Source organism: Bacillus sp. Marseille-P3661 (assembly GCF_900240995.1).
GTDB lineage: Bacteria > Bacillota > Bacilli > Bacillales > Bacillaceae_J > OESV01.
Genome location: NZ_LT965953.1, coordinates 2,268,319 through 2,281,768, shown reverse-complemented (window position 1 = coordinate 2,281,768; position 13,450 = coordinate 2,268,319). Strand labels below are relative to the sequence as shown.

The window sequence follows — 13,450 nt, the reverse complement described above, 5'->3', positions numbered from 1 at the left end:
TCACCGACTATTTTTTAGTTTATTTACTTTTTCAGGTACCGGGTCTATTCCACCTGGATGGAAGGGATGGCATTTTAAGATTCGTATAAGCGTGTAATACCCACCCTTGATAATACCAAACCGTTGAATAGCTTCGAGTCCATAATGTGAGCATGTTGGATAAAAACGACATGTTGGAGGTTTTAAAGGAGAAATAAATTTCTGGTAAAACCTTATGATTGTTAAAAATGGCCAATTCATCGTATATCTACCTTCTTAGAAAAAATTCAGCCTAAATTAAAAGGCAGTTAATGCTTTATTAAACAACGGTTATAATAACCTTAACTATTATCGTAACCATTACGATTTATAATAGAAAAAAAAACGATAAATGTCAATTGTATTCGCTTGTCAATTGAATAAGATAGGTCAGGTTATCGTATATTAACAAAAAAAGCCACAAGGAGATTACACTGATGCATTTGCTTTTGTCTATTATTATGATTGTAATCGTGTGGAAGGCAGGAAACTGGAGGAATTGGCAAAAGTACCATACGGTTATGTTATACTTTGCACTAGGAAATCTTCTCTATAATTTTCTGACAGCGAATCACTTTCTTTGGCGGCTAGATGCGGATTTTATTAGTACTCATACACTAACTGAAATGTTATATACTTTCATTGTTTTTCCTGCAACGGCACTTTTATTTATTGGGAATTATCCAGAAGACAAAGGCATAGGAAGAGTTTTTCTTCATTATGTGTGGTATATAGGATGGTATGCTGGAATTGAGTGGATTTTCGTGAAGACTGGTCATATTGAATATCAATATGGCTGGAGTTATAGCTGGTCAGTCTTTTTTGATTGTTTTATGTTCCCTATGCTACGGTTATTTTATAAGAAACCATTAATAGCCTATATGGTTACATTACTCATAGTAGTCTTTTTTATCTGGTGGTTTGAGATACCTGTACATATTCCGGTAGAGGAGAGGGGAAAATGAGAAAATGCCTGAATTAGTATCTATCCTAATTCAGGCATTTTTTATTATTGCAGTATTTCTAAATCAGGTACCCATTGTTTCATATGTGCTGTAATATCGTCGTATATGCTTGGACTTTTACCAGCATTCTTTAGCGGAATAACTTTGAAATTACTTGAGCCTGTTTTGACAACATAGGTCGGTAAAAATGCTGGATTTTTAATTATAATCGAAGTATGATTACCATTTCTTGTTTTTTCAATTTCCAGCTGGATAATACCACCAATTTCCCGATAGAGTTCTTTTTGGCCTGATAAAAAATTTCCTAAAGAATAGATCACAAAGGCTTTATTACCAGTTTCAGATGTAACCCACTCTGTTGGCTGAAGTACATGTGGGTGATGTCCTAATATAATATTTGCACCAGCATTTACTAGCTCCTTAACAAGTTGTTTTTGTTGTTCGTTTGGTAAACGTATATATTCATTACCAAAATGTAAGCTAACCACGACGACGTCTGATAAAGACTTTGCCCTGTTAATTTCTTCTTTAATTTTTTCTGTATTAATTAGATTTACTAAATACTCTTTGCCTTTTGGCACAGGTATGCCATTTGTCCCATAGGTATAAGCAAGGAATGAAAAAGAAATATCATTCTTTTGGATAACTCTAATGGTCTGTTGATCCTCCTCGGATAGATAAGAACCTACATATGTTATACCTAGTTTATTCCAATAGTTTATAGCGTTGCGAATAGCTTCTTCTCCACGATCTAATGTATGATTGTTGGCCATTGATACAACATCAATGCCGATTTTTTTTAATGCATCACCAACCTCAAATGGACTATTAAATCTTGGGTATGTCGATAGCCCTATTTCTGAGCCGCCAATAACAGTCTCCTGGTTGGCAAATGCAATATCCGCAGATTCAATATATGGTGACACAGATTCTAGCATATGTGTAAAATCATAGCTGCCGTCTTGCAATCTAGCATCCTTGTAGACTGTACCATGTATCAGAATGTCCCCAATCCCAACTAATGTTGCCGTTGATTTGACCGGAACGGTCTTATTAAGAGGTAATGAAGATAAAGGCTTTGGAGTATGTTCAAATGCTACCTTATTAGCCGTTGATTGACCTGAAACTGATTGACTTTGAGTTAAGTACATTTGAATGAGCATGAAACAAGTAAGAAATAATAAAGTCGTTATAATCATTGAAACGTACATTTTTATTTTTAAAGTTTTCATATAAACTCCTAAGATATAATATTTACCTCTACTATAATACAAATAGAAACAAATTTTGATAGATTTAGTGAAAATAAATAAAAAATAGTCATTGTATATTAGAAGTTGAACAGGTAAATTAATCACCAAAAAAAACACATAGCAGAGTATGTGTTTGTAGAGCAGTTCATCTTGATTATCTACTAATGTGACCGCTTGAAAGAGTTGACACAGTTTTTGCTTGATTAAATGCAACACTTTTTTTCAGTCAAGTACTTCCTTTTTTGAGGAAAGAGTGTGTTGATGGTCTTAACGATCATACAATCACTGTTTTTTTTTGAAGTATCAATGCTCAAGAAAAATGTATATATACTAATAATTATGCATATTAACGAAGTTGTGCTTGTTGAACTAACGATGCAGGTTAGTTATAGAAGAATAATTCATCGAATAAATAATGATAATATGGTTGATATTGTTGTTTTTTAAAAACGAGGTGTTCCTCTTGGTGAATCTATTTATAGTGACAGTTATATTAGTTCTTTTAGTTGCCCTCAAAATGCCCAGAAAACGAACTAGGCACGAGTTACTAGCTACAATACAGTTTGCATTGTTAATGAATTTTGTAACTGATTTGTATCTTGATTTAAAGTACAAACTTTACTGGTATTTTGATAAAGAACAAATAGAGTGGAGGTACCTAGCCGTAGCCATTGGTGAGATTGCTGTACTGGTTATTATTTTTAATTATTTTCCCCTGAAATCTAATGTCATTAAGAAATTTATATATATATTGGGATGGACCTGCATTCTTGTATTACTTGAATTGTATGCAGTCTATATTAGAGTTTTACATTATGGTGAATGGAATATAATCTATTCGGCGGTGGTTTACTTTATTTCAATGTACATTCTTTATTTCTTATTAGACTACACGGCGGATAGAAGAGAAGCAAGATGAATTATTCTTAAATAAGGCACCTAATGTTTTTGAAATATATTCAAAAATCCTCGATTTATTAAAAGAAATAGGACCTTTTGAAATTGAGTTAAAAAAGACTTCTATTCATCTTTTGAATAAATCTTCCTTTGGAGGAGTTCATCCAAAAAAGAAATGGTTAAATTTTAATTTAGTATCAAACCATCACATTGAACACGAGAAAATTACTAAAATTGAACAAGTTTCCAAAAACAGATTTCACAATAACTTTAGATTCAATAGTGTGGATGACCTCAATCAAGAGTTTTTAATTCTTTTAAAACAATCATATCAATTGATGGGTTAGTTAGAGAAATCAAATTTATTACCAATAGGAATTAATTCTGGTGTAATATTTGGTTTATTATCTGTACTAACAATACTTCCCGTACTGCTATTATTGGTTCATTTATTAAATGTTTTACGATTGGATTCTTAATATCAGTAACTGTTCTTCCTATGTATGGTTGGACCAAATGGATTTTAATAGGGTTTTTAATTAGCCTTGGTAATATGGCATAGTAAAGTTAAAATTCGAGTATACGAATACGGGAGCGCATTTAAGGCATGGGCATCAATAGGAAAGATATCTGCCTGGAATTGTTACAGGGGAACTCCCGAACAAACTAAAGAAATGGCTGAGTTTAGAATAAAGCATGCATTGGAAGAAGTGAATTTTTTGTAAACTTCAGGATATCTACTCAATCCACCTTGGTGGCTTTTTTTCTTATTGAGCTAACGTAAAAGGAAATTTAATTGTAACTATGTTATGTTGGGGATTAATAATAAAAACTCTAATTGAAAGGAGATAAGATTTTGAATAAGACAAGCAATACTGAGATCATTTTGGAAAGAGTATCTGATGCTTTTTACTCCTTAAATAGGGATTTAAAAATCGAATACATAAATAATGTTACTGAAAGGCTTTTACAAATTAAACGTGAAAATGTCGTTGGACAATATATTTTTGATGCGTTACCACATAAAGATCTACAGAAATTTGTAACCCGATATCAAAGGGCGCTAACAGAACAAGAACCTATAGAATTTGAAGAGTATTTTAACAATAGATGGTATGAGATAAGGGCTTTCCCTTCTGCTGAAGGTTTGTCTGTATTTTTTAGAGATATTACGGAACAAAAGCAAGAGTATGAAAAAATAAATTATCTATCTAATTATGATGTTTTAACAGATATACCCAACCGATATTTTTTTAATAATTACTTAAATGATAAGTTACAATCTCTTGAAGTGTCTATTGCAGTAATATTTATATCTATGAACAAAATAGAAAAAGTAAATGATACATTTGGTCATGAAACAGGTGACCAATTAATAAAACAAACTGCAGAACATCTAAAAAGAATTGTAGGCACATTAGGTTTTATTGCTCGTTATTCTGGAAATGAGTTTCTTGTCGCTTTCGAATACCGGGATGAAAAGGAGATATCTTCTATTATTGATCAAGTCATGGAATCGGTTTCTAGTCCATTTTTTATTAATGGTTTTGAACTAAAAACTTCACTAAGTATTGGCATAAGTCAGGCTCCAAAGGATGGACAAAGCGTAGAATTACTAATGAAACATGCAGCATTCGCAATGAATAGAGCCAAAAAAGCAAGTGGAAGTAACTTCAAGTTTTACTCCTTTAATGAAGGTGAAGGAAGTATTGACCCATTAAAATTGGAAGTTGAGCTTTATAATTCTATAGAACAAGATCAGTTATTCCTCCACTATCAACCGAAAATAAATTTAAATACAGGGAAAATAGTGGGTGTAGAAGCGTTAATTCGTTGGGAACATCCAGAGTGGGGATTGGTTTCACCTGGGACATTTATTCCAATAGCTGAAGAAACAGGTTTAATTATACCTATAGGTGAATGGGCTTTGAATGTTGCTTGTAAACAAAACAAATTATGGCAAGAACAAGGATTTAATACAGTTGTTTCTGTCAATTTGTCAGCGATTCAATTTAATCAACCAAATTTAATTGACACAATCGAAACTGTTCTTCAAAAAACAGGACTTGAACCACATTTTTTAGAAGTTGAAATTACTGAAAATATGACAGCTGATATTGACAGTACAATTTTAATGTTACAGCAACTAAAAAAGATTGGTGTTCTTATAAGTATTGATGATTTTGGAACTGGATTCAGTTCTCTAAGCTATTTAAAATATTTCCCTGTAGACACCTTAAAGATTGACCAATCATTTGTTAGAAAACTTCATAACAATCCAAACGATGAAACAATCGTTAAAACAATCATTACAATGGCTCATAATTTAAATTTGAAAGTAGTTGCAGAAGGAATTGAAACTAAGGAGCAACTTGTTTTTCTGCAGCAACATTTATGCGATGAAGGGCAAGGGTTTTTCTTAAGTAAGCCGGTACTAGCCAATGATTTAGAACAAAAACGTTCTAGTATTGAACAAATTGTTGGAGCCTATGGGATTCCTAGGGATCTAAACGAACAGATGTGGATGAAAGGATTATTGGAAAAAGCTAAAAGAGAGTTACAAGATACGATTCGCTTACAACAAGGGATGATTTTTAAGTATAAAAAAATTAATGATCGATTTATTCATACACTCTGCGATGGGGAATTGCTCTACCGATTTGGAATGATTCCTTCGCAAGTTATTGGTAAAAGTTTAGAGGAATTTCTGCCTCATGAAAATGCTATCGAAAAAACTTCCTTCTACAATAGGTCATGGGAAGGAGAAGAATTTGTAACTTATGAAGACGAGTTAAATGGAATTTGTTATTTAGCCACTTTACGCCCATTAAAAAAGGGAGGAGAAGTAGTTGAAGTTATTGGGTCCTGTATTGATATAACTGTACGAAAAAAAGCAGAGAAAGCTTTAAAAGAGAGTGAGTTTAAATATCGCCTTATTGCTGATAATATGACCGACATAATAATGTTATTGGACATCAAAGGAAAAATAATATATTCATCACCATCCTTAGCAAATATAATCGGTTACCCGTTAAGATCATTTGTAGGTGAAAGTTCATTTGATTTAATACATCCCGAAGACAAACAAAGCGTAATAATGGGGTTTCAACAAGTAATAGACACTATAACACCAGCTAGGATGGAAGCTCATTTTTTGACAGGCAGTGGAAATTCCGTATTATTTGAAGGTGTTGGTACTCCGGTACTTGGGGAAAATGGAGAACTGGAATACTTTATTGTGGTTGGAAGAGATATTACCGAAAAAAGAATAACAGAAGAACAGCTCTCAAAAGCTGAAAAACTATCTATTGTTGGTCAACTTGCAGCAGGAGTAGCTCATGAAGTTAGAAACCCACTAACGTCAATAAAAGGGTTTATCAAGCTTCTTGAGCAAGGAAGCAACAACAAAGAATATTTTGAAATCATTTTTAAAGAATTTGATCAAATTGAGGAAATTCTAAAAGAATTTTTAACTCTTGCAAAACCACAGGAGATTCAGTTGAAAAAGGTTAATATTCAAACTATTTTTAATGATGTTACAATATTACTTAAATCCGAAGCAAATTTGAGAAACGTAGAGATTTCTCAAGAATTTCAACCAAATCTTCCACAAGTTTTGTGCGATGTGAACCAAATTAAACAAGTTTTCATTAATATTATAAAAAATAGCATTGAAGCAATTCCTAATGGAGGATTTGTGAAAATTGAGGGGTATGTAGAAGATGGAAATCTCCTAATGAAAATTATTGATAATGGAATTGGTATAAATAAAGATCGTATTAAACGATTAGGTGAACCGTACTACAGCAATAAAGAAAAAGGTACTGGTCTGGGTTTAATGTTATGTTATAAAGTTGTTCGGCAGCATAATGGGAGCATAATAGTAAAAAGTAAAGAAAACCATGGCACTACCGTGGAAGTTAGGTTACCGATAAAATCATCACAATAGAAAGGTGCCTAATCGAATTAATAATATCCTGCAATTTCGGAGTTGGGATAGTCAAAATAAAAATGCATAAGGAGTGTAGGTAAAAGCCTATTACAAACAAATCAATTGGAGGGTAAAGTATCGTAGTATAACTAAAGCAGAAAGCAGAAAACTCCAGATACCTTCCTTTGTAAAGAGGAATAGCTTTTATTATCTTTACCTAGAATTGAATAAATAGAGAAGAGAATTAAGGAATTAGAGCAATGTAAGTAATCAGCTCTCGGATTATGATAATAAATCTGCCAATGCTTTGATCCAGGGAGGATTTAGGTACTTTTTATTGAATTTGATTTTCAACAAATGAGGCAGGCTTAATAAATAAGGAGCTGAACATTAGACATATACTGAGCACTAGAAAATAAAAAGCCGAGAGATATAATACCCCGACCGATATCATTATACAATCGAAGTTTTGAAAATACTTTTTCTTGTGTGAATGTTTTCACTTAAATGTAGTGTAGTGCTTTGACGAATAAAAAGTATTTATAAAGATGAAAAATCACCTAAAATTTAATAATTAATAGGTGATTTTTGCTCATTTAAAGCACTTAGGGTTTTGTGTATTTAACTCTATTTTTCAATTTGTAGCTTAGTTTTTCCCTCGTTATTTTTGATATAAAGATTGTTAAACTCTACTCCACAAGCTTTAGCGTGAGTGATTGGATCATATTTTACTTTGTTTTTTAAGACAGTGTAGATAAGTGCTGCAATTTTACCGGATAAATGTCCAATTGCCTTTTTCTTATTCATTCCTTCGTTTACCTTGCGGTCATAGTAGGCTTTGAAGACGGTAGGTTGTTTTTGCCCGTTTGCCAATATGATTAAAGCGATTTGATAAAGGACTCTCCTGGCATCTCTAACACCACTGTATGTCTGTCTTGTACCAGTCACTGATGTTCCTGATTGTTTATTTTCTGCGGATACACCGAGGTATTTTTTGAACTCTTTATATGTACTAAATCGTTCAATATCTCCTACAACTCCAATCAGTGTACATGCAATATTTTCGCTCACAAAAGGAAGGGACATTAAGATTTCTGTATATGGGTGTGGGTCTAACCCTTTGTCAGGATCTCCCCACAAAAGTTTATGTATCTCTTGGTCAATAAGCTTGAGACTTTCTTCTAGACGTAGGGCTTCTTCTATAATCCAATTTTGTCTCTCTACAAGATGTTCAGCTGGAACTGCGATAGTATTAGGCATCACTTTAGCTAATATATTAGCTGCTCGTTTAGCTACACTTTTTGCACCAGCTTTTAATAAAAAATTATATATTTCTTCTGCTGTGGCTTCTTTCATATGAAGTCCCGTAGGGTACTCTAAGACTAACTTAAGAACAGATGTGCTAGATAGGCTCTTAAAAGCTTTATTTAAATCAGGATGGGTGACTTTTAAAAGCTGTTGAACCTGGTTCTTTCGCCGTGTTAGTTGTACGTTTAAATACCATCTGTCCCTCATTACTGTTCTAAACAAGGATTGAAGGACTGATTGAGGTCTAATAAGTGTTACACCTTGCATATGTGGATGTAGTTGCTTATGCCACCCCATATATGCCATTACTTTGGCATCCATTGAATCAGTCTTTTCAGTGATTCCTAAGTTTTTCTTTCGAAATTCCCCAACAGCACTGTTCTCAACTTGAAATAAATCATAGCCCTCGTTTAATAGGACTTGTTGTACTAGGTAAGAATAATGTCCGCCTGTGGGTTCTAATAGAATTAAAAATTCTCTTTTGGTAAGTGAAAATTGATTTTCGATTTTCTTAAGAGCTGCTAAAAACTCAGCGATTCCAGAACTAACAGCGTTGAATTTCATTGTCTTCGTCCGTTTCCAAGCATTACCTTTAGGATCTAAGAATGCATCAAACGGTATGCAGGATGCAACGTGAAAGCTCGCCCCAATATCAATACCGACATAAAACTGATAAAAATTACGCTGTCCTTTATGGCTGTTATGCGTGTCATTTCCATAACTAAATGGAGTAATGGTAGTGTTCATCATTTCTCCTCCCAGTCGCAGTATGACATATCTGACTATCCAAGTTTCCGTGAGAGCTTTGTGCCCAATGTAGTATGTCAGGATTATATCGCCAGATATTAAATCTCATATTTAACACAAGAGTCTAGTTTCCTAGCTCCAACCAACGGTAGAGTTTCTACTGCTTAATATTATATTGTTTTTGGATTTCTTCAATATAGTCTCTTAAACAAAATAAAAATTACGACATAAAACCTCAAAATTCCTCCTAAAAAATAAAAAAATCCTGTAAAAAATACAGGAATGGAGCTTAATTATTAAACTTGGGTGCAGTGCCTTTTAATTGTATAAGTGGAGTGCCTCACTTCAATATTAGAGGTCTAATTATAGCCACATCCCAGTAAGTCGGAATCACTTTAAGGGTCACTGCACAACACAATTTTACATTACTTTTAACCATAAAAAAACCCAATGTCCTCAAACTAACGGTAGGGTTCCACTAAATTAGTGATCCCACGTTTAAGTCAAAGGTACATCGGTATTTTCATTATACAATTAATTAAAAGAATATTGAATATATGATCTGTTACAATGAAATTAATATACTTGGCATACAGTAGTATGTAGTGCTTCAAATCATATTTAAATTGGTGTAAAGCATTACGGAAACTAACGGGTACTTTACTTAAACAAAGAAACAGCTTAAAGAGCCTAAATTATGCAAGTTTTTATACATTACTTGTTATATTGGCTCTTTTTTATTTTATTAAAATACTGCTTGAATAATTTTTTAAATCATATGGATCACATAAGGTTTTTAATCAAATTTCCAATTAAATGTGTCATATAATTGAGCAATTACTGTGTCATTTTACTTGACGGTCACAAGTTCTATGAAACTTTCAACACAATTTCGGCCGTGGTTTTTAGCCTTATAAAGAGCAGTATCGGCTTGTTTTATTAGCGTTTCTGGATTAGAATAACCTACCCAGGTAGATGCGACCCCAACACTAACCGTTACATAATCAGAAATTCTTGATGTGACATGGGGGATGTGAAGGTTTTCAATTCCTGCTCTTATACGCTCAGCTACAGTTACAGCGCCATTCATGTCTGTACCAGGTAGAATAATCGCAAATTCCTCCCCACCATATCTCGCGAAAATATCATTAGAGCGCATTAGAATATCTTTTACACTTGCAGCAATCAACCTTAAGCACTCATCCCCTTTTAAGTGACCATATGTATCGTTATATGGTTTAAAGTAGTCAATATCAAACATAATGAGTGAAAGTGGCAGACTATATTTTGGCCCATATGTGCATTCATCAGTCAAATATTTATCAAAATAACGGCGATTATAAATACCTGTTAAGCCATCTATAGTTGATAATTGTTTTAAAATTTGATTTACCTTTGTTAATTGTTCTTCTGCCAGTTTCCTTTCAGTTATATCTCTTGAAACCATAATAAAACCTTCAAGATTATTATCAGTATTTTTGATAGCTTTTATAGAGGTTTCCATAAAAATGAATGTGCCTTCTAGTTTTTTTACTTGAAAAGTAATAGTAACTACTTCATTGTGATTGCTTTTCTTTAAATCAATTATTTGATTTTTTACATTTGATAAATCGTTTGGATGTATTAAAGCCGTAACTGAAGTTCCTAGAAGCTCGTCATGTTCATATCCTAATATATCATTTACAATGGGGCTTATATAATTAATAGTACCATTGGTATCAATTCTAGTAATAATGTCAGTTGAGTTTTCAGTAATAAATCGATAACGTTTTTCTCTCTCTACTAATTTCATTTCCATTTGTTTTTGTTCAGTGACATCTTTTGCGATGGCAATGATTCCAGTCACTTGGCCTTCAACGATAATGGGTACGGCCAATAAGCTGATATCAAGAAGGCCCCCGTTTTTATGTATGAATCTGATGTCAAAGCGTTCGGCTACTCCTTCTAAAACTTTACTAAAAAAATAGTAAGCAATTTCCTGATCATTTTTCTCGATGAAACTGTGAATGGGTTTATTAATTAGCTCTATGGGTCTGTAGCCTGTTATGATCTCAGTTGCACTATTAAATTGCTGTAATATTGCATTTCTATTGAGTACAAAACAACAGTCAGGATTATTATCAAACAGTGACCGGTACCTTTGTTCACTTTCTTCTAATTTCATATTCAGGTTTACTAATTCCTTTTCAAACATAACTTGGGTTGTAATATCATTAACGATTGAAAAGAGCAGCCTTTTTCCTCTTGAATGGATAACAGAAGAAAAGACCTGAACTTCTCGGATATCACCATTTGCTAATTTATGTCTAAAGAAAAATTCATTTTGCCTTCTATTTTCGGCATTAGCCATTTTATATTGAATCTCTTCAGCGGATAGAATGTTGATATCGCTTATGGTCATATTTTTAAGCTGTTGTACTGAGTATCCATAAAATCTAGCTGCAGCAAGATTGGCATCAATAATTTTTCCATTTATTTCAGGATTAATTAATAATAAGATAGCGCTATTCTTATTAAAAATATCTGTCCATAAGTCGTTTTGGTATTTTAAGTCATCGTTTAGTTGTTTTGCCTCGGTTATATTAAATAAGACTGCAAGTCCTACATATTCCCCTTTGTATAAGATTGTTGTATTAACAACATGGACCCAAATGACATCATTTTTCTTTGTTGTTAGTCTTAGTTCATATTGTTTATTTGAAAAATTATTTTGCAATCTACACTTAATGGCGTGCTTTATTTCTTCATGGGCAGTTTCCTCAAATAAGTCCCACACTTTCTTTATTTGTAAATCATTAATTTTGAACCCAGTAAGTTCTATAAAAGCATCGTTTGCTTTAATAATAGTTTCTTTATAAATAAACATTGGAACAGGGGAGGATTCAAATAATTTAGGTTCCATTTTTTTCCCTCCAAAGCATCAATAGATTACGTTGTATAGTTTAATTATAACGGGCAGGGAAATGAATTGTAGGGGACTTTGTTAAAATTTTAGAACATTTATAAAATTCTCAGGGCACAATATGAAATAATTCAATTGGTTGATTATAGTTATTTAGACTCGCGTCTTAAATACTTCGAAATATCACAATCTAACAATTTATCGTAAATAATTGTTAAGGAATAAACTTAAGCTATTCATTTATATAATTCCGATTTAATTTATTAACGAATGTTTAAATAAGTAACTAGACAAACATACTATTAAGGAATTAAAAATATTTTGTGTCTTGTTAAATATTATTAATTTAAAGGAATTATGTAGAAAAAGTAGAATATTAAACATAATGAAAAATTGCACTAACAATACATAGGAGAGATAACATTATGACCAATACAAAGTTTGATTTACAAACTAATTTCTTAAATGAAATTATGGAGAGTGGAAAGGTTGTTACCATATTTACTACAAATGGCGTACCATTAAAGTGTAAAATACTAGGTCATGACAATTTTACAATATTAGTTGATTCAAAAGGACAACAACAAATGCTTGGCAAAGGGGCTATAAGTACAATAGTCAAGTAAATATAGAGTATAAATATTAGATGTGAATTGTACAATTGGCAAATAAGAATAAACTGCACGAAACCGTTAAAAACGTAAATTGTCAGGAGAGACATATTACGTTTTTTTTGTTAGGCAAGGTATGTATAATGATGTTTATAAAATAAAAAATTGTTGTTACAACCTTTTGGTTGTAACATTTTTTGTTTAATAACGACTTATATAATAAGAATTGAGATTAAGTTTTGATTCAATAATTAGCAGTATTGTCGAGGTGGTATTATGGTAGCCATATTTTTAGCGATGATTGTGCTAACAATATTTATACTATTGCTAGCATTAGCTGGAAAGCGTGTTGTAAACACTGAAAGAGAGGAACGAGACGAGATGATTAAATTAGTTTATCATTATGCTGTTGCCTTTATTACATTAATTATGGTTATTGGGGGTGGTGTCTTCGCTTTTATGTCTGTCGCCGATTATGTTGCACCCAATGCTTACATTGAGACGTTTGAAGAATATAAAGATATGAGAGTAAATCAACCAAAATACGAATATGATACAAAACAGAAGGTAGAAATTACTGAAGAAGAGCTGCGAAAACAATACGATGCAATGGTCCATCAACGGATTGAAAATAGTAAGCAGCGTGCCAAAAATGGTTTAATTAAGAGTTTAGGTTGGATTATAATTCCACTACCAGTCTATATTTTCTTTCAACGTCGAATTAATCGAGAAAAAAAGGTGAAATAATCATATCTATTGAAAAGGTAAGAAGGCTATCCCTATGTAGGATAGCCTTCTTAAATTCAGAATTCAGATTA

Annotated in this window: 11 protein-coding genes; 7 read left to right on the top strand and 4 right to left on the bottom strand. The window is 32.5% G+C overall.

Going from position 1 to position 13,450, the window contains the following annotated elements; all coding sequences use genetic code 11:
• The gene (gene yidD / locus C1724_RS10555; protein ID WP_102346615.1) at window positions 1-240 is read right to left on the bottom strand and encodes a membrane protein insertion efficiency factor YidD; all 240 of its coding nucleotides are present in this window, start codon (window positions 238-240) and stop codon (window positions 1-3) included.
• A gap of 215 nt (window positions 241-455) precedes the next feature.
• On the opposite strand from yidD, the gene C1724_RS10550 reads away from it, so the two are divergent.
• A complete protein-coding gene (locus C1724_RS10550) occupies window positions 456-983 on the top strand; it encodes a CBO0543 family protein (protein WP_102346614.1) in 528 nt (175 codons plus the stop codon).
• A gap of 44 nt (window positions 984-1,027) precedes the next feature.
• On the opposite strand, the gene C1724_RS10545 is transcribed toward C1724_RS10550, so the two are convergent.
• Window positions 1,028-2,215: a CapA family protein gene (locus tag C1724_RS10545; RefSeq protein WP_102346613.1), complete on the bottom strand. Its 1,188-nt coding sequence runs from the start codon at window positions 2,213-2,215 to the stop codon at window positions 1,028-1,030.
• A gap of 276 nt (window positions 2,216-2,491) precedes the next feature.
• Here C1724_RS10545 and C1724_RS10540 point away from each other — a divergent pair, with 276 nt between their 5' ends.
• The 4 genes from C1724_RS10540 to C1724_RS10520 all read left to right on the top strand — a co-directional run bounded on the left by C1724_RS10540 (window position 2,492) and on the right by C1724_RS10520 (window position 7,082).
• Window positions 2,492-2,683, top strand: a complete 192-nt coding sequence (locus C1724_RS10540) for a hypothetical protein (protein ID WP_142386538.1) — start codon at window positions 2,492-2,494, stop codon at window positions 2,681-2,683.
• Window positions 2,652-3,155 carry a CBO0543 family protein gene (locus tag C1724_RS26395; RefSeq protein ID WP_374703432.1) on the top strand — a complete coding sequence of 168 codons (504 nt, stop codon included), beginning with the start codon at window positions 2,652-2,654 and terminating at the stop codon, window positions 3,153-3,155. The genes C1724_RS10540 and C1724_RS26395 overlap by 32 nt, the downstream gene beginning before the upstream one ends.
• The gene (locus C1724_RS26390) at window positions 3,136-3,480 is read left to right on the top strand and encodes a DUF5655 domain-containing protein (RefSeq protein ID WP_102346610.1); all 345 of its coding nucleotides are present in this window, start codon (window positions 3,136-3,138) and stop codon (window positions 3,478-3,480) included. The genes C1724_RS26395 and C1724_RS26390 overlap by 20 nt, the downstream gene beginning before the upstream one ends.
• Before the next feature lie 509 nt (window positions 3,481-3,989).
• The gene (locus C1724_RS10520; protein ID WP_180994222.1) at window positions 3,990-7,082 is read left to right on the top strand and encodes an EAL domain-containing protein; all 3,093 of its coding nucleotides are present in this window, start codon (window positions 3,990-3,992) and stop codon (window positions 7,080-7,082) included.
• A 609-nt stretch (window positions 7,083-7,691) separates the two neighbouring features.
• Here C1724_RS10520 and C1724_RS10515 read toward each other — a convergent pair.
• A complete protein-coding gene (locus tag C1724_RS10515; protein WP_102345947.1) occupies window positions 7,692-9,119 on the bottom strand; it encodes an IS110 family transposase in 1,428 nt (475 codons plus the stop codon).
• An 850-nt stretch (window positions 9,120-9,969) separates the two neighbouring features.
• Window positions 9,970-12,021 carry a PAS domain S-box protein gene (locus C1724_RS10510; protein WP_102346607.1) on the bottom strand — a complete coding sequence of 684 codons (2,052 nt, stop codon included), beginning with the start codon at window positions 12,019-12,021 and terminating at the stop codon, window positions 9,970-9,972.
• A gap of 425 nt (window positions 12,022-12,446) precedes the next feature.
• Here C1724_RS10510 and C1724_RS10505 point away from each other — a divergent pair, with 425 nt between their 5' ends.
• Together C1724_RS10505 and C1724_RS10500 are read left to right on the top strand one after the other, a co-directional pair.
• Complete coding sequence (locus tag C1724_RS10505) at window positions 12,447-12,647, top strand: RNA chaperone Hfq (RefSeq protein ID WP_102346606.1); 201 nt, start codon at window positions 12,447-12,449, stop codon at window positions 12,645-12,647.
• Between the two features lie 261 nt (window positions 12,648-12,908).
• Window positions 12,909-13,379: a hypothetical protein gene (locus C1724_RS10500; protein WP_102346605.1), complete on the top strand. Its 471-nt coding sequence runs from the start codon at window positions 12,909-12,911 to the stop codon at window positions 13,377-13,379.
• Window positions 13,380-13,450 lie beyond the last annotated feature (71 nt).

Coding starts and splice junctions, on each gene's coding strand:
- yidD (WP_102346615.1), bottom strand. CDS start 240: ATGAATTGGCCATTTTTAACAATCATAAGGTTTTACCAGAAATTTATT.
- C1724_RS10550 (WP_102346614.1), top strand. CDS start 456: ATGCATTTGCTTTTGTCTATTATTATGATTGTAATCGTGTGGAAGGCA.
- C1724_RS10545 (WP_102346613.1), bottom strand. CDS start 2,215: ATGAAAACTTTAAAAATAAAAATGTACGTTTCAATGATTATAACGACT.
- C1724_RS26395 (WP_374703432.1), top strand. CDS start 2,652: ATGATAATATGGTTGATATTGTTGTTTTTTAAAAACGAGGTGTTCCTC.
- C1724_RS10515 (WP_102345947.1), bottom strand. CDS start 9,119: ATGAACACTACCATTACTCCATTTAGTTATGGAAATGACACGCATAAC.
- C1724_RS10510 (WP_102346607.1), bottom strand. CDS start 12,021: ATGGAACCTAAATTATTTGAATCCTCCCCTGTTCCAATGTTTATTTAT.
- C1724_RS10505 (WP_102346606.1), top strand. CDS start 12,447: ATGACCAATACAAAGTTTGATTTACAAACTAATTTCTTAAATGAAATT.
- C1724_RS10500 (WP_102346605.1), top strand. CDS start 12,909: ATGGTAGCCATATTTTTAGCGATGATTGTGCTAACAATATTTATACTA.